The sequence below is a fragment of the Campylobacter sp. BCW_4323 genome (assembly GCF_001763115.1).
Taxonomy (GTDB): domain Bacteria; phylum Campylobacterota; class Campylobacteria; order Campylobacterales; family Campylobacteraceae; genus Campylobacter_D; species Campylobacter_D jejuni.
On record NZ_MJYC01000047.1, the window covers coordinates 61786 to 80749 of the forward strand.

The 18964-nt window shown below is 30.5% G+C and carries 18 protein-coding genes, 1 tRNA gene and 1 pseudogene; 13 read left to right on the plus strand and 7 right to left on the minus strand.

Going from position 1 to position 18964, the window contains the following annotated elements:
- Positions 1-95 precede the first annotated feature (95 nt).
- Positions 96-2180, minus strand: coding sequence for an RNA degradosome polyphosphate kinase (locus AJN60_RS04445; RefSeq protein ID WP_070261409.1), 2085 nt, complete (start codon positions 2178-2180; stop codon positions 96-98).
- 187 nt (positions 2181-2367) lie between these two features.
- Between AJN60_RS04445 and nrfH the strand changes: the two genes are divergently transcribed.
- From nrfH to AJN60_RS04465, 4 genes are all read left to right on the plus strand, one after another.
- The gene (nrfH, locus tag AJN60_RS04450; RefSeq protein WP_010891930.1) at positions 2368-2883 is read left to right on the plus strand and encodes a cytochrome c nitrite reductase small subunit; all 516 of its coding nucleotides are present in this window, start codon (positions 2368-2370) and stop codon (positions 2881-2883) included.
- A gap of 14 nt (positions 2884-2897) precedes the next feature.
- The gene (locus AJN60_RS04455; RefSeq protein ID WP_070261408.1) at positions 2898-4730 is read left to right on the plus strand and encodes an ammonia-forming cytochrome c nitrite reductase subunit c552; all 1833 of its coding nucleotides are present in this window, start codon (positions 2898-2900) and stop codon (positions 4728-4730) included.
- 135 nt (positions 4731-4865) lie between these two features.
- Positions 4866-5420, plus strand: a complete 555-nt coding sequence (locus AJN60_RS04460; RefSeq protein WP_070261407.1) for a hypothetical protein — start codon at positions 4866-4868, stop codon at positions 5418-5420.
- 63 nt (positions 5421-5483) lie between these two features.
- Positions 5484-5573 (plus strand) — tRNA-Ser (locus AJN60_RS04465).
- Between the two features lie 72 nt (positions 5574-5645).
- On the opposite strand, the gene ceuE is transcribed toward AJN60_RS04465, so the two are convergent.
- From ceuE to AJN60_RS04495, 6 genes are all read right to left on the minus strand, one after another.
- Entirely contained in the window at positions 5646-6638 is a 993-nt protein-coding gene (ceuE, locus tag AJN60_RS04470; RefSeq protein WP_070261406.1) for an enterochelin ABC transporter substrate-binding protein CeuE, read from the minus strand.
- Between the two features lie 12 nt (positions 6639-6650).
- A complete protein-coding gene (gene ceuD / locus AJN60_RS04475; RefSeq protein ID WP_070261405.1) occupies positions 6651-7406 on the minus strand; it encodes an enterochelin ABC transporter ATP-binding protein CeuD in 756 nt (251 codons plus the stop codon).
- A complete protein-coding gene (ceuC, locus tag AJN60_RS04480) occupies positions 7403-8341 on the minus strand; it encodes an enterochelin ABC transporter permease CeuC (protein ID WP_070285951.1) in 939 nt (312 codons plus the stop codon). Before ceuC ends, ceuD begins: the two co-directional genes overlap by 4 nt.
- Positions 8334-9302, minus strand: coding sequence for an enterochelin ABC transporter permease CeuB (gene ceuB / locus AJN60_RS04485; RefSeq protein ID WP_002893972.1), 969 nt, complete (start codon positions 9300-9302; stop codon positions 8334-8336). The genes ceuC and ceuB overlap by 8 nt, the downstream gene beginning before the upstream one ends.
- Positions 9303-9387: 85 nt before the next feature.
- Positions 9388-10377, minus strand: coding sequence for a phospholipase A (locus AJN60_RS04490; protein ID WP_044794253.1), 990 nt, complete (start codon positions 10375-10377; stop codon positions 9388-9390).
- Entirely contained in the window at positions 10374-10949 is a 576-nt protein-coding gene (locus AJN60_RS04495) for a molybdenum cofactor guanylyltransferase (protein ID WP_070285952.1), read from the minus strand. The genes AJN60_RS04490 and AJN60_RS04495 overlap by 4 nt, the downstream gene beginning before the upstream one ends.
- 61 nt (positions 10950-11010) lie before the next feature.
- Here AJN60_RS04495 and AJN60_RS04500 point away from each other — a divergent pair, with 61 nt between their 5' ends.
- The 9 genes and pseudogenes from AJN60_RS04500 to AJN60_RS04540 all read left to right on the plus strand — a co-directional run.
- Positions 11011-12318, plus strand: a complete 1308-nt coding sequence (locus tag AJN60_RS04500; RefSeq protein ID WP_070285953.1) for an NFACT RNA binding domain-containing protein — start codon at positions 11011-11013, stop codon at positions 12316-12318.
- Between the two features lies 1 nt (position 12319).
- Complete coding sequence (locus AJN60_RS04505; protein WP_002855905.1) at positions 12320-12658, plus strand: hypothetical protein; 339 nt, start codon at positions 12320-12322, stop codon at positions 12656-12658.
- Positions 12659-12666: 8 nt separating this feature from the next.
- Entirely contained in the window at positions 12667-13392 is a 726-nt protein-coding gene (locus tag AJN60_RS04510; protein ID WP_044780291.1) for a phosphatidate cytidylyltransferase, read from the plus strand.
- Positions 13389-14459 (plus strand): 1-deoxy-D-xylulose-5-phosphate reductoisomerase, encoded by a 1071-nt coding sequence (dxr, locus tag AJN60_RS04515; RefSeq protein ID WP_070243113.1) that lies wholly within the window; start codon positions 13389-13391, stop codon positions 14457-14459. Before AJN60_RS04510 ends, dxr begins: the two co-directional genes overlap by 4 nt.
- Position 14460: 1 nt before the next feature.
- On the plus strand, positions 14461-15855 hold the full coding sequence (locus tag AJN60_RS04520; RefSeq protein ID WP_070243112.1) for a M99 family carboxypeptidase catalytic domain-containing protein: 1395 nt from the start codon (positions 14461-14463) through the stop codon (positions 15853-15855).
- Positions 15852-16859 carry a tRNA (adenosine(37)-N6)-threonylcarbamoyltransferase complex transferase subunit TsaD gene (tsaD, locus tag AJN60_RS04525; RefSeq protein WP_044780288.1) on the plus strand — a complete coding sequence of 336 codons (1008 nt, stop codon included), beginning with the start codon at positions 15852-15854 and terminating at the stop codon, positions 16857-16859. Before AJN60_RS04520 ends, tsaD begins: the two co-directional genes overlap by 4 nt.
- Complete coding sequence (locus AJN60_RS04530) at positions 16860-17375, plus strand: type II secretion system protein (protein WP_070285954.1); 516 nt, start codon at positions 16860-16862, stop codon at positions 17373-17375.
- The gene (locus AJN60_RS04535) at positions 17375-18616 is read left to right on the plus strand and encodes a DUF2920 family protein (RefSeq protein ID WP_070285955.1); all 1242 of its coding nucleotides are present in this window, start codon (positions 17375-17377) and stop codon (positions 18614-18616) included. The genes AJN60_RS04530 and AJN60_RS04535 overlap by 1 nt, the downstream gene beginning before the upstream one ends.
- A gap of 9 nt (positions 18617-18625) precedes the next feature.
- Positions 18626-18964, plus strand: a pseudogene (locus AJN60_RS04540) (motility associated factor glycosyltransferase family protein); the annotation flags it as partial.

Consider the following 18964-nt stretch of genomic DNA (forward strand, 5'->3'; position numbering starts at 1 on the left):
TTTATTTCTATGGGAAATCTCCTAGGGCTTTATCTTAAAGCCCTTTTTATAACAAACAAGTAAATAAGTCTTTAGAGTAAAAACCCTAAAAACTTTTAGTTTTCTTTGAAAAGTTTGGAAGCTAAGTGCGTTGCACGACTTTGATCTGTATCTTTTTTAAGTGTTTTATAAATTTTACTTACATATTCTTCTAAGGTTTGTTGAGAATCTATGGTTTTTTCAGAAGAAGGAATTTTTTCATACTCTCCATTGTTTTTAAGCTCATAAGCTAAAACATTATCGCTAAGTTGTAAGCGTAAAAATTGAGCTAATTTAGCTTTGCTTCTTTCATCATATATAGGAGTCATAAGTTCTAAGCGACGCTCTAAATTTCTTGGCATCCAGTCTGCACTCGATATAAAATAATTTGGCTCACTATGTTTAAAATAAAATACTCTAGCATGTTCTAAGTATTTTCCTATGATGCTTCTAACGCGTATGTTTTTGCTGTATTCTTCATCAGGTTTTAAGCAACAAATTCCGCGTATGATAAGATCGATTTGCACTCCTTCCATACTTGCTTCATAAAGCGCTTGTATGATATCACTATCCACAAGAGAATTCATTTTAGCTACAATCACACCTTCATTTTTCTTGCTTGTTTCAATGCGTATCATTTCTAAAACTTTTTCTTTGATTTGATTTGGGCTCATTGAAAGAGTTTGAAGACGACGGTTTTTACTAAAGCCTGATAAGATATGAAAAAATTTTGTCGTATCTCTTGCAAATTCTACTTTGCTTGTAAAATAACTCACATCAGTATAGATTTTAGCACTGCTTGCATTGTAATTTCCTGTGCTTAAATGCATATAAAATTTAAGCTTATCCCCTTGTTTGCGTATGACTTGAGAAACCTTAGCGTGGACTTTAAAACCTGTAATGCCATAAATAACATGAGCTCCGGCATTTTCTAAAGCTTTTGCCCAATGAAGATTATTTTCTTCATCAAAACGTGCTTTTAATTCTACCATCACAGTTACTTGTTTTCCATCGCTTGCAGCATCAATTAAAGCTTGAACTATATTAGAATTTTTTTCAACTCTATAAAGTGTCATTCTTATGGAAATTACTTCAGGATCTTTGCTTGCTTCTTTGATAAATTTATAAACTGGATCAAAACTTTCAAAAGGTTGTATGATGAGTATATCTTCTTTTTCTACAGCATCAAAAATAGATAAATTTTCATCAAAAGGTGGTAAAGTTTTAGGCGTGTAAAGTGGGCTTAAAAGATGCGTAAAGTTTTTATTTCCCGCGATTTGCCAAAGGCTAGGGAGATTGAGTAAAATAGAATATTCATAAACATCTTTATGAAAAATTTTCATGTGTGTATTAAGAAATTCTACGATTTGTTCATCTGCATCTTTTTGAATTTGCAATCTTACAAAAGCTCCTTTTCTACGAAGTTTTAAGCCTTGTTCTAAAATCATCATAAAATCATCAGCTTCTTCCTCTTCTATTACTATATCTGCATTTCTAGTCACTCTAAATGCTGCTGAAGCTAAGAGTTTATAGCCTGGAAAAATTTCTTCTGCGTGTTGGTGGACTATACTTTCTATAGGAACATAAATATTTGCACTTACCTCATAAAAACGAGGTAAAACTCTTGGAATTCTAATCATTCCAAATTTTACAAGTTCAGGATGTGCTTTATCACAAATTTTAACCGCTAGTGAAAAAGATAAGTTGTTTAAATGCGGAAAAGGGTGAGTAGCATCAACAGCTATTGGAACAATAACAGGAAAAATATTGGAGAAAAAATACTCATCACATTTTTGTTTTAAATTTTCATCTAAATTCTCATAATGTTTTATGAAAAGATTTTCTTTTTCTAATTCACTTGTGATTTCATTAAAATAACGCTCCAAAAGCTCTTTTTCTTGGTGTAAATATTTGCGTATGGCTTTTAATTGTTGTAACGGTGTCATTTCATCGCTACTGCTTGCATTAACTCCAGCTGAAAAAAGTTGTTTTAAGCCCGCAACGCGTATCATATAAAATTCATCTAAATTAGTGCAATATATAGCTATAAATTTTAATTTTTCTAATAAGGGTAAATTTTTAGAACATTGGTCTAAAACACGAGAATTAAAGCGAAGCCAAGAAAGTTCGCGATTGATAAACATATCAGGACTTATTTGCATTAATTTTTCCTTTTTTTGTTATATTTTATCATTTATTTTAAAATTATTGAATAAAAGTTTCAAATTTTTTAGGTTAATTAAGAGTAAATATATCTTTAAAATTGTATTAAATTCATCTATGTTAAAATTACAAAATTTATTTCTGGGAAATTCTGTGACATTATTGTTTTATTGAAGATTTTAAGAAATGATAATTTTAAGGAGGAAAATTTTGAAGAAAACTTCGAATCTTTTTACTATTTTTCTTGTTTTGCTTTTTGTTTTCTTTGCGGTTGGGTTTTATACTTTTTATAACGCTAAGGGCACATCTTATTTAAGCAATGCAAGCGAATCTTGTAATAACTGCCATATTATGAATGAAGTTTATAATGAATACATGGCAGGGCCGCACTCTCAAAAAGTCAAAGGCGAACCTAGGGCAACTTGCGTGGATTGCCATTTGCCACATAATTTTGTAGCTAAATGGATAGCTAAAGCTCAAAGTGGTTTAGGGCATGCTTATGCTTTTACTTTTAAACTTGATGAGTTGCCTACGAATTTGAGTGCAACTGAAAAAAGCAGAAAAATGGTGCAAGAAAACTGCATACGCTGTCATGCAGATTTTGCTCAAACTGCTATCAATGCTACAACAAATCCACATGCAGACAAGTCATTAAATTGTGCTTCTTGTCATAAAGATGTTGGGCATAAACACGGAATTTAATAAGGAGAAGATGAATGAAAAAAAATATTTTACGCTTGGGTATTGTTGTTTTGGTTTTACTTATAGCGGGAGTTTTATGGCTAAATAATGATATCAATCAAAAAAAAGAAGATGAAGCAAATAAAAATGCCATTGCAGCAAATGCTGATTTTTCTTTGCTTAGCGATGATGATCCAAATTTTGAAAAATGGGGTAAGGTTTTCCCAGAGCAACTAAAAATGTATTTAACGGTTGAAAAAGAAGAGCCTAAGGCTACTGAGTTTGGTGGTAATTTAGCTTATTCAAAATTGATTCGCTTTCCTCAATTAACCATACTTTGGGCAGGATATCCTTTTAGCCTTGATTTCAATGAAGAAAGAGGGCATTTTTGGGTTCAAGTAGATCAAATGAAAACAGCAAGAAACAACAAAGATTTTCTTAATGCCCATGGCCTTGCTGCTTTTAAAGGCCAGCCCGCAGCTTGTATGAATTGTCATAGTGGATGGACTCCATGGCTTATAAAAAATGTTGCTAAAGGGGATTTTACTGCTTTTAACTCTACAAATTATTGGACCATGATTAAAAATATCCCAGCTGTTGATGGTATAGTGGAAAATTCACCTGAACATGCAGGTCCACATGGTGGTAAAAGAATGGGTGTAACTTGTGCAGATTGTCACAATCCAAATGATATGAGTTTAAGACTTACTCGTCCAGCAGCTATTAATGCTTTAGTTTCTAGGGGATATGAAAAAGATCCAGTACAAGGCGTAAAAGCTACAAGGGAGGAAATGAGAACTTTAGTTTGCTCTCAATGCCATGTTGAATACTATTTTAAACCAACAGGGGAAAAAGTAAAAGTAATGGGTGAAACTATTGTAGATGATAGTTCTAAAAAATGGTGGAATGGAACTCAGAAAAATTATGATGAGTATGAGTTTTGGAGAGATGGAAATAAAGCTAAAGAGATTGAAACCGATGGTATAGTTTTAACTTTTCCTTGGAGTGAGTGGAAAAAAGGACAACCATTTAGAATTGAAATGCTAGATGATTATTATGATAAAGTTCGTGGAGTATTTGGAGCTGATTTTACTCATAAATTAACAGGGGCACAAATTATTAAAATTCAACACCCAGAAAGTGAACTTTATAGTGGCGGTGTGCATGCTGCAAATGGAGTAAGTTGCGTGGATTGTCATATGCCTTATGTTAGAGAAGGGGCTAAAAAGGTTACTCAACACAATATCACTTCTCCTTTAAGAGATATTAACTCTGCTTGCAAATCTTGTCATAAACAAAGCGAAGATTATTTAAAAGCTCAAGTACTTGACATACAAAATAGCGTTGCACATGATCAAAGAACTGCAGAGTATGCAATTGTTAGTTTGATTATGGATACTAAAAAACTACGCGATGAACTAGGTAATATGGAAAAATTCCAAAGCGATGGAAAAGCTGATGCGAAAAAAATTAGCGAAGAGTTAAAAGAAGTTTTAGAACTTCATCGTAAAGCCCAAATGAGAGCAGATTTTGTTAATGCTGAAAACTCAACTGGTTTCCATAATCCTCGTGAAGCTTCAAGAATGTTATTGCAAGCTGTTGATATGGCAAGAATGGGACAAACTAAACTTGTAGAAATTGCAGCGGCAAATGGAATTAAAGATTTTAAAACTTCAAATTTAGGTTTTGAAGATATTCAAAAATTTAATCCAGGAGAGCTTTATTATAAAGTAGATGCTAATGGTCATAAAGCTGGAGAGCGTTACTATGCAGATGAAAAAGATGTTAATGGTAATCCTCCAAAAGAACTTTTAGAGCATGATAAAGAGCTTGCTCCTTATAATTATCAAGTGATTGATAAAAAATAATTCTTAAGCCCTATAATCATAGGGCTTTTTCTTTTCTTTGTTTTAAAAAATATAAACTTTTTATTTAAAGTTCACTTTTGCTTCACTTTGTTTTGTCAAAATATCACAAATTTTGATAATCAAAAAGGAGTTGAAATGATTAATAAAAATAAATTGTTTAGACAGGTTCATATCTATCTTAGTTTATTCTTCTTACCTTGCGCCTTGCTTTTTGCTTTAACAGGTATAGCGTATATTTTTGGTATTAATCAAGATGTGGGTTTGAAAGTTGAGCAGTATCAATTGTCAAAAGTTATAGAAAGTGGTAAAGAAAGAGAAGCCTTAATAGAGTACTTAAAAACAAATGGTTTAAAAGTGCCATCTAATACAGATATCATTAAAAGTAAAGATAAAGGCATAACAATAGGTGGAACTCATTATAGTGCTAATATAACTCAAAATTCTACTAATGAATACAACATTACCTTAAAAACAAGATCTTTACTTGGAGATATGATTATGCTTCATAAAGATAAGGGTGCTTGGTATTTTTCTGTGCTTAGCGTAGGCTTTGGTATTGCTTTATTTATGCTTTATATTTCAGGGCTTATGATTACTTTGTTTGCAAATAAAAAAGATAGAAGTAAACAATTTGCAGTTCTTGGAGTAGGGGTTGTTGTAACTTTGCTTTTGGCTTATCTTAGCCTTTGATTTTTCCTAGCTTTTTAAGCTAGGTATTATTTATTTTTTTGTATAATCATACTTTACTTTATTGGACAGATGGGTGAGTGGCTGAAACCACACCCCTGCTAAGGGTGCAGATCTTAACGGGTCTCGAGGGTTCAAATCCCTCTCTGTCCGCCACTAAAACTTTCTTGAAAATTTCAAGTATTTTATTAAGTATTAAAGCAAGAGACTAGCCCTTGCGAGGTTGTATTATTTTACAGCGTTTTTGATTTCTAAAATCATAGTTTTTAAAGACTCTAGTCCATTTCCACTTGCTAAATACCAGTATTCTGGATCAAGATAGATGATTTTTTTGTTTTGTGCTGCTTTGGTTTTAGTAATAAGCGCATTATCGAGTATGCCTTGAGCGCGTTCTTTGTTGCCTACAATGACATTTCTATCAACAACAAAAATATAATCAGGATTTTTTTCTAATATAAATTCAGAATTGATACTTTTGCCGTGTGTGCCTACTTTTATATTCTCATCTACTGCGTTAATCCCTAAAACATCGTGAATAATCCCAAAGCGAGATTGAGGACCAAAGGCTGAAATTTTGTTAGAATTTGTAAGAATAATAAGAGCTTTTTTATCTTCATCAACTATACTTTTGGCTTTTTCAATTTCATTTTTAATATCTGAAATTTTTTCTAAAGCTTCTTTTTCTAAACCATAAAGTTTTGCAATGCTTAAGACATTGTTTTCAAAAGAGCTTAAAAAATTTGTATTATCAAGACCTACAAATAAAGTTGGAGCTATTTCTTTTAATTTATCATAAAATTTACTTTGGCGTCCAGAAATGATGATAAGATCAGGTTTTAAAGCATTAATGGCTTCAAAATCAACTTGCTGTACTCCACCTACACTAGGTTTGTTTTTAAATTGTTGTAGGTATTTTGGTAAATTTTTAGCAGGAACGCCTGCGACTTTATCGTTTAATTTTAAAGCATCAAAAGTATCTAAAATTCCAAGATCTAAGATCACTACCTTAGAAGGATTTTTAGGGATTTTATTTTCTCCTAGACTATCCTTCACTAAAAAACTATCACCTTCATCGCTCATGCTGATAGGCAAAACTTTCACCGTAGCAGTGTTGGTTTTTGTTGTAGGGCTTGCATTGTTTTCATTTGAGTTTGAATTGCAAGCTGTTAAGATTAGACTTAAAAAAAATGCAAAAAATGCAAAAACTAAAGATTTTTTCATATTTTCTCCTTTTTAAAAATAAATACAAATTTTCTTACCATCAATTTGACTTACGGGTATATCCATATCATAAATTTGTTTTAAATTTTCTTGATTGATGATTTCATCTTTTGAACCTTGTTTTAAAAGCTTCCCATCTTTTAAGGCTATGATTTCATCAGAATAAATCGAAGCAAAATTAATATCATGCAATACAACAGCTATGCTTTTGTTAAAGTCTTTGACTAAATTTTTCATTAGTTGCATGATTTGTACGCTATGCTTCATATCAAGATTGTTTAAAGGTTCATCAAACATTATAAATTCAGTATCTTGAGCGATAATCATGGCTATAAAAGTTCTTTGTTTTTGTCCGCCGCTTAATGTATCTAAAAATTCATTTCTTAAGTTACTAAGCCCCATGTATTCTAAAGCTTCATTGATTTTGATTTTATCGTTTGCATTAAGTCTTCCTTGAGAATGCGGAAAACGCCCAAAAGCGACTAATTCTTCAACTTTTAATCTTAAATTGATATTGCTTTGTTGTTTGAGAATGGAAATTTTTTGTGCTAAGATTTGCTCTTTATAGTCTTTTAAATTCATTCCATCGATATAAATTTCTCCGCTACTAGGTTTTATCAAACGACTTGCTAGAGCTAAAAGAGTGGATTTTCCAGCACCGTTGGCTCCTATTATAGAAGTGATTTTGCCTTTATGAAAATCAAGGCTAAGATCTGAAATAATGGCTTTATTGTCATAAAATTTGGTGATATTTTTTAGTTTAATCATAATTTATTACCCTTTAATACAAGATAGATAAAATATATCCCACCTAAGAAATTAATAACCACGCTTATAGTGGCATTATAATCAAAAACTCTAGAGACAAAAAATACCCCTCCAAGTAAAGCTAAAATGCTAATGAGTATGCAAGCACTTAGCAAAATACTATGCTTTGCAGTTTTAAATAGCTCATAAGTGATATTTACCACCAAAAGCCCCAAAAAGGTTATAGGACCTACAAGTGCGGTGCTAATAGAAGTTAAAATAGCTATGATAATCATCAATTGTTTTGAAATTTTTTGATAATTTATCCCTAAATTTATCGCTAAATCTTTGCCTAAATTCAAAGGATCCAAAAATTTCATATAGCGAAAAATCCATATAAAACTTAAAAAGCTAATAATATAAGCAAGAATTAAAACATCAAAAGCAATATTATCAAAGCTAGCAAACATTCTTCCTTGTATCACCATAAATTCATCAGGGTCGATTAATACTTCAAAAAAAGAGCTTAAAGTGCTAAAAAGTGTTCCAAAAACTAAGCCTAAAAGCATGATAAGATAAATGCTTCTATCGCTACTAAATAAAATTTTATAAAGTCCTAGTGAAAAAACTACCATACAAACCAGAGTAACTAAAAAATTGATATCGTTTTTATAAACACTTAAATTAGCCGCACCAAAAGAAAAGATAAGAGCATTTTGAAGTAACATATATAAAGAATCTAATCCTATGATAGCAGGGGTTAGAATTTTGTTATTGCATAAAGTTTGAAAAATCACTGTTGAAACAGCTATGCAAATAGCTACTATGATAATAGCTGCAATTTGTAAAAAACGACTTTTTAAAGCATACTCATCAAAGCCATTTAAACCCACAAGTATAAAAATCCCTATCATACCAAGTGTTAAAAAGCTTAAAATCAGCATTTTTTTACGCATAAACTTTCCTTTTTAGCAAAAGAAAGATAAAGATTAAAGATCCTAAAACACCTGTAGTGATACTTAAAGGCATTTCAAAAGGAAAGATAACAAGTCTTGAAATGATATCGCAAACAAGTAAAAACAAAGCCCCGCAAAGTGCTATATAGATAAGATTTTTTCTAAGATTATCACCTAGATAAAGAGCTACTAAATTTGGGATAATTAACCCTAAAAAAGGGATAATCCCAACGCTTACAATCACTAAGCTAGTAATAATGCTTACAATCATCAAGCCTAAAAATAATATACCATTATAAGAAATTCCAAGATTTAAAGCTATATCTTCGCCCATGCCAACTATGGTGATTTTATGAGCTAAAAAATAAGCAAGTATAAAAAGTGGTAAAGAAATGTAGAGCAATTCATAATTTCCCTGCATAACATTTGCCATACTGCCTTGTAACCAGCCTTGGATATTTTGTATATAATTTAAAGCATAGGCAAAAAAAGTGGTTATAGCACTAATAATGCCTCCAAACATCAAGCCTATCAAAGGTACAAAAATCACATCTTTGAGTTTGATTTTTCTTAAAATTTGGATAAATATAAAAGAACCCAAAAGTGCAAATACAGAAGCAATGATAGCTTGAGTGAAAAAAGACGCTCCAGCAAAAAATATTAAAGAAATAAGTATGCCAAATTTAGCACAATCCATAGTTCCTGCTGTAGTTGGAGAAACGAATTTATTTTGCGTGAGTTGTTGCATGATAAGCCCGCATATACTAAGACTCATTCCTGTAAGTAAAATCGCTATAAGTCTAGGAATTCTTGTGAGAGTTATGATTTCTAATTGAGTGGAGTTAAGATTAAGAATATCTTTTACATTGATACTGATAACTCCTATAAATAAACTTATCATTCCAAAGAATAAAAGTAAAGCTATAAGCACTTTTAAACTCAATATATGCTTAAAAAACAAATCTTTCCTTATAGTAATAATAATTATCAAAAATGAAATTGTAATGAAATTTGTTTTAAGAAATGATAAAACTACAAAGGATATTTTAGTAAGAAATCAAAAATCCAGTGGAAAGTCTTTGCAAGTGTTTGTTATAGTCTATAAGGCTTTCTCCGTAGCCATTAAAGTATTGTAAATACCAATAAATTCCGTTATTAAAAATATCATATCCTAGATCAACTTGTATAGCGCCTTTGTTATTGCGGAATTTAAGATTGTTTCTTAGCATAAGATTGATAAAATAATCATCGCCTAAATACGCTAAATTCACATCAAAATTTCCCATATAATGCAAGATGGCAGGATTATCATCATCTTTTTTGCTTTCAGGAATTCTATACCAAAGGCGTGGAACAAATAAAAATTTATTATATAAAATAGCTGTAGATACATAAATTCTATTCCATGAGCGAGATTGCAAATTCTCATCTCCCTTGCCATTGCTTTCATGTAATATACCTACGCGTAGGTTGTTAAAAAATTCATAATCTTTAAGATACAAAGGAAAATCTATAAAAAATTCTGGCTGATAGTTGGTTTCTCTAAAAGGAGAAGAATGTTCATAAATTTGCCACCAAGAAGTTTGGGTATAGGCTATATAATATTTTTCATCTAGTCCTAGTAAATTTTCAAAAAGTCTTTTTTTAACACTAAGTTGGAATTTCGCCTCACTCTTATTATTATTTACTCCTAAAGAATTAAAACTATACGCTAAAGGTAAAAAATAATTCATCTTATAAGAGCTAATACCAAGGGGATTAAAGCTTTCATTTTCACCAAGATAATTAGCTAAAGCTAAGCGAGAAAAGTCTTGTCTTTCTTCTTTGGCTGCAATAATAGATTTTTCATTTTGAGTAGTTTGTTTAGTTTTATTTTGTTCTTGAGGGATTAAAACAGATGAATTTTTTAAAGCGAGTTTTTTGTAAATTTCCATAGCTTTTTTATAATCGCCTTGTTTTTCATACTCTAAAGCTTGTTGTAAATCACTAGCCCATATAAAAACACATAAGCTTAAAAATAAAGCAATTTTTCTCATTTTAACTCGCTTTTAAATTTTTCATATTCTTCATAAAAATTAAGATTTAAAAAAGCATCTTCATCTTCAAATTCCACAAATTTGGTTTTAATCTCAGAAAATAAAAGTCCTATTTTTTGTTCATTTTTTTCTAAGAAATTTTTACAAGTTTGAGCTAAAGAGCTGTGATAAAAGCCGCACAAGGGATGTTTATGTAAAGGAGTTTTGGCTATGATTATTTTATAGTTTTGCTCTAAAAAAGGAAGCATTTTTAAAAGCTCATTTTCACCTACTTTAGGACTATCTACACTTAAAACAAAAACAAATTCATTTTTAAAATTTGAAAGTATAGAGTAAAGCGCAAGCATAGGAGAGTAAACTTCAAATTCTAAAGAATCTTTTATCAAGCTAAAATGGTTTTCAAATTTGTCTTCTTTCACACTCACATAGACATTTTTAAAAATTTTAGAAAATTTATTTACTTGAAATTGAGTTAAATTTTGATTTTTAAGAATCAATTTGCTTTTATCTTGTCCCATACGACTAGATTTACCACCGCATAAAATCACGCAATTTAGCTCATTAAGCTGCACAAATTTCCTTTTTTAATGTAATTCTACCACAAATTCGCTAAAATATTTTATAATTTCTTTTATGAAATACACAGAACTTTTACAATTGCAAACTTTTTTTTCTCAGTTTAAAAAAATCGATTTTATCAAGCGTATCAATGACAATATTTTGGAATTAAGCTTTGACAGAGAAAGATTTATTTTCGATCTCACTCGTGCAATGAGTGCGATTTATACAGCTAAATTTAATGCAAAAAACTATAATGCACCTTTTGATTTTATGCTTAAAAAGTATTTTAGCAATGCTTTTATAAAGGAAGTTAAAGTCCTTGAAGGCAATCGTATTTTATGTTTTAGTGTAAAAGCTAATAAGGCTTATAAAAGCTATGAGAGCAAAATTTATTTTGAATTTACGGGTAAAAATACCAATGTTATTCTTACAGATGAGAAAGATTTGATCATAGAGGCTTTAAGACACATTGATAAAAGTTATCGTGTCGTAAAACCTAATGTGATTTTAGAGCCTTTAAAGCCTTATAAAATGGATGAAAATTTTGAAGAAATTAAAGACTTTGCAGATTATTTTTCTCGCAAATTTACAAGCATTTATGAGAGTAAAATCAAACAAATAAAAAATTTAAAACTTACACAAGTGGATAAAAAAATACAAAATTTACAAGAACTTTTTTCTAGTTTAGATGAAGAAAATTCTTTACTTTTAAAAGCTTTAGAATACAGAAAAATGGCTGATGTATTGTTTGCAAATTTGAGTGTTTTAAAAGATTATGAAAGGGAATTTAAGCTTGATGATTTTGAAGGCAAAGAGCTTGAATTTAAGCTTGAATTTAGTCCTAAGCAAAGTGCTAATTTATATTATAAAAATGCTAAAAAATTAGAACAAAAAGCTAAAAATTTAAACATACAAAGACAAAATTTAAAAGAAAAGTTAGATTTTACCTTGAGTTTGAAAGAATTATTGCTTCAAGCTAAGAGTGAGATAGAGCTTGAAATTTTACTACCTAAAAAAAATAGCAAAAAAAATCAAGATCATAAACAAGAAGATCTTGTGGCAAATTTTTATTATAATGAGTTTAAAATTTGCGTGGGTAAAAATGAAAAAGGCAATGAATTTTTACTTAAAAATGCTAAAAAAGATGATTTGTGGCTTCATGTAAGGGATATTCCTAGTGCACATACTTTGATTATATCAAACAAGCAAAAAATCAGCCTTGATGTGATAGAATTTGCTGCAAGGCTTTGTGTAAGCTTTTCTAAGTTAAAGAAAGGTTCGTATTGGGTCGATTATACCTTAAAAAATTTTGTTAAGGTTCAGCAAAAGGCGTTTGTAAATTATACAAATTTTAAAAGTATTAATATCACGAAGGATTAAAATGCCAGTTAGCCCATTAGGAAATGTCAATTATATAAATCAAAATATGGCTTATCCAGCTACACAAGCAAGCAATGAGCTTGCAAAAGAAGGTTTTGCAGCTACGCTAAATATGGCTGAATTTAATGAAAAAGAAAAAACTTTAAACAAGCTTGAAAAAGTCAATGAGACTCATGAAATCAAAGAAGAGATCAAAGAGAAAGCCGAACAAGAAGAAAAAAAGAAAAAACACAATCAAGAAGCTAAAACTAGCGATGATGAGAAAAATGAAGAAGATGAGTCCAAAGATCCAAATTTTAAAGACGCACAAAGCATTCATCGCTTAGATATTAGTATATAAGGAAAAATATGTTTAATACAACTAGAATTATTTCAGCTCTTGTGATGATAGGGGCTATTATTATTATCGCGTTGATTGATCAATTTTTTATCAATTTTATCGTTTTTGCGGTTTTATTGTATTTATCTTTTAGTGAAGCAAAAAAACTTTTTGTTTTAGAAAATATTTCTATTATCCCTTTGGCTATAGCTTTTATTTTGGGAAGTTTATCGCATAAAGCTTTGTTTTTTGGGATTTTAGCTTTGTTATTAGTCGTTGGATATTTGGTTTATAAAAAGACTTCCTTAAAACCAGCTCTTATTTATATTTATCCTAGTTTGCCTATTTTAGCACTTTGGCAAGTGTATTTAGATCAGGGTATGTTCGCGCTTTTTTGGCTTATCATTATCGTTGCAGCTTGTGATAGTGGAGCGTATTTTATCGGAAAACTTATGGGTAAAACCCCTTTTTCTCCAACAAGTCCAAACAAAACCTTAGAAGGTGTTATAGGTGGCTTGATTTGTGCGAGTATTATTGGAACTATTTTAGGAGTTTTTGTTTATAGTTTTTGGCTTTCTTTGCTTTGTTCGTTTTTTGTAGCGATTTTTGCAGTAATTGGAGATTTGCTTGAGAGTTATTTTAAAAGAGAAGCAGGTGTAAAAGATAGTGGAGATCTTATTCCTGGTCATGGGGGCGTGCTCGATAGGATCGATGCGGTGATCATTGCTGCTTTTGTGATGGTTGCTCTTTTATGATACTTTTTGGAAGTACGGGTAGCATAGGAGTAAATGCTCTTAAACTTGCTGCTTTAAAAAACATTCCCATTTCTGCTTTAGCTTGTGGAGATAACATCGCTCTTTTAAATGAACAAATCGCAAGGTTTAAGCCCAAATTTGTTGCCATAAAAGATTCAAAAAATAAGCATTTAGTTAAACACGATAGAGTTTTTATAGGACAAGAAGGTTTAGAGCAAATTTTAACAGAATGCCAAGACAAACTTTTGCTCAATGCTATTGTAGGTTTTGCAGGACTTAAAAGCACTTTAAAGGCTAAAGAACTTGGCAAAAACATAGCCTTAGCTAACAAAGAAAGTCTTGTGGTGGCTGGGAGTTTTTTAAAAGGGGCTAAATTTTTACCCGTTGATAGTGAGCATGCGGCTTTAAAATTTTTACTCGAAGCTAAAAAAAATATAGCAAAACTTTATATCACAGCAAGTGGTGGAGCTTTTTATAAGTATAAAATCAAAGATTTAAATCAAGTTAGTGTCAAAGATGCTTTAAAACATCCTAATTGGAACATGGGAGCAAAGATCACTATAGATAGTGCAACTATGGCAAATAAGCTTTTTGAGATTATAGAGGCTTATCATTTATATGATTTTAAAGAAATTGATGCTTTAATAGAACCAAGATCTTTAGTGCATGCAATGTGTGAATTTAAAAATGGAGCTAGCACAGCGTATTTTTCAAAAGCAGATATGAAATTAGCTATTTCAGATGCTATATTTAAAAAACAAGATACGTCTATTTTAGAGGCTGTTGATTTTAGCAAAATGCCTGCTTTAAAATTTCATAAAATTAGCACAAAAAAATATCCTATTTTTAAGCTTAAAAATGCATTTTTAAAAGAGCCAAATTTAGGTGTTATCATCAATGCTGCTAATGAAGTTGGTGTTTATAATTTTTTAGAAAATAAAAGTAGATTTTTAGACATTGCTAAATGCATTTTTAAAGCTCTTGATCACTTTGGAGTACCTAAAATTTCAAGCATAGAAGAAGTTTTTGAGTATGATTTTAAAACAAGAGAGTATTTAAGGAGTTAAAATGAAATTTTTTTTAACAATTTTATTTTTTATAACAAGTATTTTTGCTTTAGAACTAGACTTTAGCGTAGGAGAAAATGGAAAAAGCCTAGATGATAATAATACAGTTTTGATTTTTGGTGGAATTCAAGGCGATGAGCCTGGTGGATTTCATGCGGCAAGTTTGCTTTTGAGTGATTATAATATCACTAAGGGTAAGATTATAGTGGCTCCAAATTTAGCTTTTGATAGCATTATCAAGCGTTCGCGTGGGAATAATGGGGATTTAAACCGTAAATTTGCAAGTATTAGCCCAAAGGATCCTGATTATAAAAGAGTTCAACGCATTAAAGAGCTTATTTTACTTCCTGAAGTTAGTATGGTGATCAATCTTCACGATGGTTGGGGTTTTTATAAACCTACTTATATCGATGCGATGCAAAATCCTAAGCGTTGGGGAAATTCAAGCGTGATTGACACAAGCGAAATCAATGCAAGCAAATACCCTGATCTTGAAAATATCGCTACTCAAACCGTAAATAGTGTCAATTCTTCACTTGCTGATCCAAAGCATGCTTATCATCTTAAAAACACCAAAACCCAAGAGCTTGGTGATACGGAAATGCTTAAAGCTTTAACTTATTTTGTGATTTCAAATCACAAAGCTGCTTTTGCAAATGAAGCGAGTAAAAATCTGCCTGTAAATTTAAGAGCTTATTATCATCTTTTGGCAATTGAAAATTATCTAAAAACCGCAGGAATTGAATTTAGTAGAGATTTCGAACTCACTCCAAAAGGGGTTGATAAAGCCATAAATAAAGAGCTTGAAGTGAAGCTTTTTAATGATAGAATTTTACTTTCTTTAAAAAATCCAAGAAAGGTTATCAACTATGTGCCTTTTCCGGTAAATAAAGAGTTAAATTATAATACAAGCAATGAACTTACCGCTGTTATTGCAGAAGGAAATTCTTTTTATATCCAGTATGGCAATCGTTTTCAAACAAGATTATATCCTGAGTATTTAGAATTTAGTGATGCTTTTAATGAGGTAACTTTTCAAGTTGATGGCAATGAAACTACAGTTCCTTTTGGAACTAAGGTAAAAGTAAAAGAGAATTTTCTTATCCCAAAGATAGCTAATGTGCGCGTAAATATCATAGGCTTTGATCATGGAAAAGATGAAAGTGGTATTTTAGTTCATAAAAAAAATATGCAAACACAATACTCTTTAGATATGGCAGGTAAAATTTATAGAGTGGAATTTTATGAGTTAAGAGGGGCGAATTTGCAACAACTTTTAGAGGCAAATACCAATAGCAAGTTGATCAAAAATGCTAAAAATTTGGATTTAAACACTCTTAAAATGGCAAGATCAAAAGATAAATTTTTAGGTTCTATTTTAGTGGAATTTGAATGAAAAATCTTATCCTAGCTATAGAAAGTTCTTGCGATGATAGTTCTATAGCTATCATTGATAAAAATACCTTAGAGTGTAAATTTCATAAAAAAATTTCCCAAGAATTAGATCATAGTATCTATGGGGGAGTGGTACCCGAACTTGCTGCAAGACTTCATAGCGAGGCTTTACCAAAGATACTTAAGCAATGCAAAGAGCATTTTAAAAATCTTTGTGCCATAGCTGTGACAAATGAACCTGGACTTAGCGTTTCTTTGCTCAGTGGAATTTCCATGGCAAAAACCTTAGCAAGTGCTCTAAATTTACCCTTAATCCCTATAAATCATCTTAAAGGTCATATTTATAGTCTTTTTTTAGAAGAAAAAATTTCTTTAGATATGGGAATTTTGCTTGTTAGTGGTGGGCATACTATGGTGCTTTATCTTAAAGATGATGCAAACTTAGAGCTTTTAGCAAGCACAAATGATGATAGCTTTGGAGAAAGTTTTGATAAAGTGGCTAAAATGATGAATTTAGGTTATCCTGGTGGGGTCATCATAGAAAATTTAGCAAAAAATGCCAAACTTAAAAATATCTCTTTTAATATACCTTTAAAGCATTCTAAAGAACTTGCTTTCAGTTTTTCAGGGCTTAAAAATGCAGTGCGTTTAGAAATTTTAAAACATGAAAATTTAAGCGATGAGATAAAAGCTGAAATAGCTTATGCCTTTGAAAATACGGCTTGTGATCATATCATGGATAAATTAGAAAAAATTTTTAATCTTTATAAATTTAAAAATTTTGGCGTTGTAGGCGGAGCTAGTGCAAATCTTAACTTGCGTTCGCGTTTGCAAAATTTATGTCAAAAATATAATGCAAATTTAAAACTAGCTCCTTTAAAATTCTGCTCTGATAATGCTTTGATGATAGCAAGAGCCGCGGTTGATGCTTATGAAAAAAAGGAATTTGTAAGCATAGAAGAAGATATTTTAAGCCCTAAAAATAAAAATTTTTCAAGGATATAGATGAAAAAAGCTTTTACTATATTAGAACTTGTTTTTGTGATCGTTATTTTGGGAATTTTAGCTGCTATTGCTTTACCAAAAATGAGTTCAAGCAAGGATGAAGCTGAAGTTAGCAAGTCTTTAAACAACCTTAAAACTTTGATCAATGATATAAGCATTTATACTTTAAAAAATGATCATTTAAGCTCTATGAAAACGATGAGTAATGTAAGTGGGGTTGAAAATGTCGATCTTAGTAATTTTAACGGTACAAAAGAAGTAAATTTTCGTGTAGGCGATGATAAAGAATGCTTAAAACTTGTTTTTATAAATAAAGCTGATTTTATGCTCATGGGAATTTCAAGCAATGAGGCAAGTAAAAATGCTATCATCAACGCAGCCAATCAGGCTCATGAAGATTTAGAAAATATAGACTTTACAAGCTCTTCTAGTAATAAAGCTTGTGTGATTTTAAGTAAGAATGAAAATTTTAAAAACCTAGCGAGTAAAACTTATCTTTTAATAGGGGGAATGTAATGATAGTGAGTAAAACTTATGAGATTGACTCTTGTGATGATGTAGAACTTGGTATAAAAAGAGAATCAAAGCTTGAATTTAAGCTTTGGTATGATGATGAAAAAACACCTGAAGCCTTGGTGTTTGTGGTGCAAGGTATGGGTGATGATATATCATCGATCCAATATGTTGGTGATTATATGGTAAGACAATTTAATACTGCTGTAGTTGGAGTAAATTATCATTGTATTGGTAATCGTCCTCAAACTGGATCAACTTTTTATTTAGATGATATAGACAAGCTTATTTTAAAAGTAAGTTGTGAAGCTGCGGATATCAAGCTTCCTTATGATGTTGATAAAATTCAAGACTATGAACAAATGAGTGAAATTTTTCATTTTGTAAATAATCAAATAGTTGAAGGCAAGCAAAAAGGTAATTTTACACCAAATTATTTTTTAAATTTACATGTAAGTTTGCAACCTACAAAAAATGAATATCAAAATTTTGGAATCATGCAAGCTCAAGATCTTTTAAATGTTGCACTTTATCTTAAAAAACATGCTCCTTTTGATACTATGGGGGGGGGTATACCAGTTATCATGATAGGGGGTTCTCATGGGGGATATTTGGCACATTTAGCCGCTAAGATTGCACCTTGGTTGGTAGATGGAGTGATAGATAATTCTAGTGGTGCTAAGTTTTTATGGAGAGTTGTAGGTTTTGGAAAGGAAATAGATTTTATGCAGTATAGCGAATTTTCTACTTTTGATTTTTTTCGTCATATTAAAACACATTGTTCGACAAAAACTTTTTGGACAAGTAATTCTTCATCGCCTCATTTTTTTTCTCCCGCAAGAAGAAAAATTCGAAATCTTTTAGAAGAAGATCATCTTTTAGAACAATCAAAATGTTTAAAAACTTGCTTTATAAGTTATCATTCATTATATGATGAGTATGTTTCTTTAAAAGAAAAAACCATGCTTTATGAAGAACTTGAGAAACTTGGTTTTGATGCAACTTTGTGTTCTATTACTAAAGAATCTCAAGTTGATGGAAAATTTATTAAAAACTTAAATCACGGCATGGGAATTCCAGTAAAACTTTTGATTAAGAAAGAACTTCCTTTAATGCTAGAAAAAATAAAACAAAATCCAAAAAAAGATTGTAAAGAAAAATGCATCTCTTATCCTTGTGAGGATTTGTTGTATCAATTTAGTGAAAAAGATGACAAAATATCACTCAAAATAGATAAAATTTAAGGAAATTTCATGACTATATTAGAAAAAAACATACAAGCTTTATTAAGTGGGGTAAATGAACCCTTAGGAAATAAACTTTTAAATTTCATACAAAATAAAACTTGTTCTCGTTTTAATATAGATGAAAATTTAAATATCTATGATAAAACTCATAATGTTTTTATGTATGAAAATTTAGAAGAAGAATTAAATTTTTTCTATCAAAGTATTTTAGAAAAAACTCCTAGATATCCTTTTATATGTATTTATGGTATAGGCAATGCTTTACTGATTAAAAATTTAGCTAAACACTATAAACATCTTTTTGTATTTGAAAGCGAAATAGAACTTTTTATCCTAGCTTTAAGT

Excerpts from the sequence above, each read along its gene's own strand:
- AJN60_RS04460 (WP_070261407.1), top strand. The coding sequence starts at position 4,866 with ATGATTAATAAAAATAAATTGTTTAGACAGGTTCATATCTATCTTAGT.
- AJN60_RS04510 (WP_044780291.1), top strand. The coding sequence starts at position 12,667 with ATGTTTAATACAACTAGAATTATTTCAGCTCTTGTGATGATAGGGGCT.
- AJN60_RS04500 (WP_070285953.1), top strand. The coding sequence starts at position 11,011 with ATGAAATACACAGAACTTTTACAATTGCAAACTTTTTTTTCTCAGTTT.
- ceuC (WP_070285951.1), bottom strand. The coding sequence starts at position 8,341 with ATGCGTAAAAAAATGCTGATTTTAAGCTTTTTAACACTTGGTATGATA.
- AJN60_RS04490 (WP_044794253.1), bottom strand. The coding sequence starts at position 10,377 with ATGAGAAAAATTGCTTTATTTTTAAGCTTATGTGTTTTTATATGGGCT.
- dxr (WP_070243113.1), top strand. The coding sequence starts at position 13,389 with ATGATACTTTTTGGAAGTACGGGTAGCATAGGAGTAAATGCTCTTAAA.
- AJN60_RS04455 (WP_070261408.1), top strand. The coding sequence starts at position 2,898 with ATGAAAAAAAATATTTTACGCTTGGGTATTGTTGTTTTGGTTTTACTT.
- ceuD (WP_070261405.1), bottom strand. The coding sequence starts at position 7,406 with ATGATTAAACTAAAAAATATCACCAAATTTTATGACAATAAAGCCATT.
- tsaD (WP_044780288.1), top strand. The coding sequence starts at position 15,852 with ATGAAAAATCTTATCCTAGCTATAGAAAGTTCTTGCGATGATAGTTCT.
- AJN60_RS04445 (WP_070261409.1), bottom strand. The coding sequence starts at position 2,180 with ATGCAAATAAGTCCTGATATGTTTATCAATCGCGAACTTTCTTGGCTT.
- AJN60_RS04505 (WP_002855905.1), top strand. The coding sequence starts at position 12,320 with ATGCCAGTTAGCCCATTAGGAAATGTCAATTATATAAATCAAAATATG.
- nrfH (WP_010891930.1), top strand. The coding sequence starts at position 2,368 with ATGATAATTTTAAGGAGGAAAATTTTGAAGAAAACTTCGAATCTTTTT.
- AJN60_RS04535 (WP_070285955.1), top strand. The coding sequence starts at position 17,375 with ATGATAGTGAGTAAAACTTATGAGATTGACTCTTGTGATGATGTAGAA.
- AJN60_RS04530 (WP_070285954.1), top strand. The coding sequence starts at position 16,860 with ATGAAAAAAGCTTTTACTATATTAGAACTTGTTTTTGTGATCGTTATT.
- AJN60_RS04520 (WP_070243112.1), top strand. The coding sequence starts at position 14,461 with ATGAAATTTTTTTTAACAATTTTATTTTTTATAACAAGTATTTTTGCT.
- ceuE (WP_070261406.1), bottom strand. The coding sequence starts at position 6,638 with ATGAAAAAATCTTTAGTTTTTGCATTTTTTGCATTTTTTTTAAGTCTA.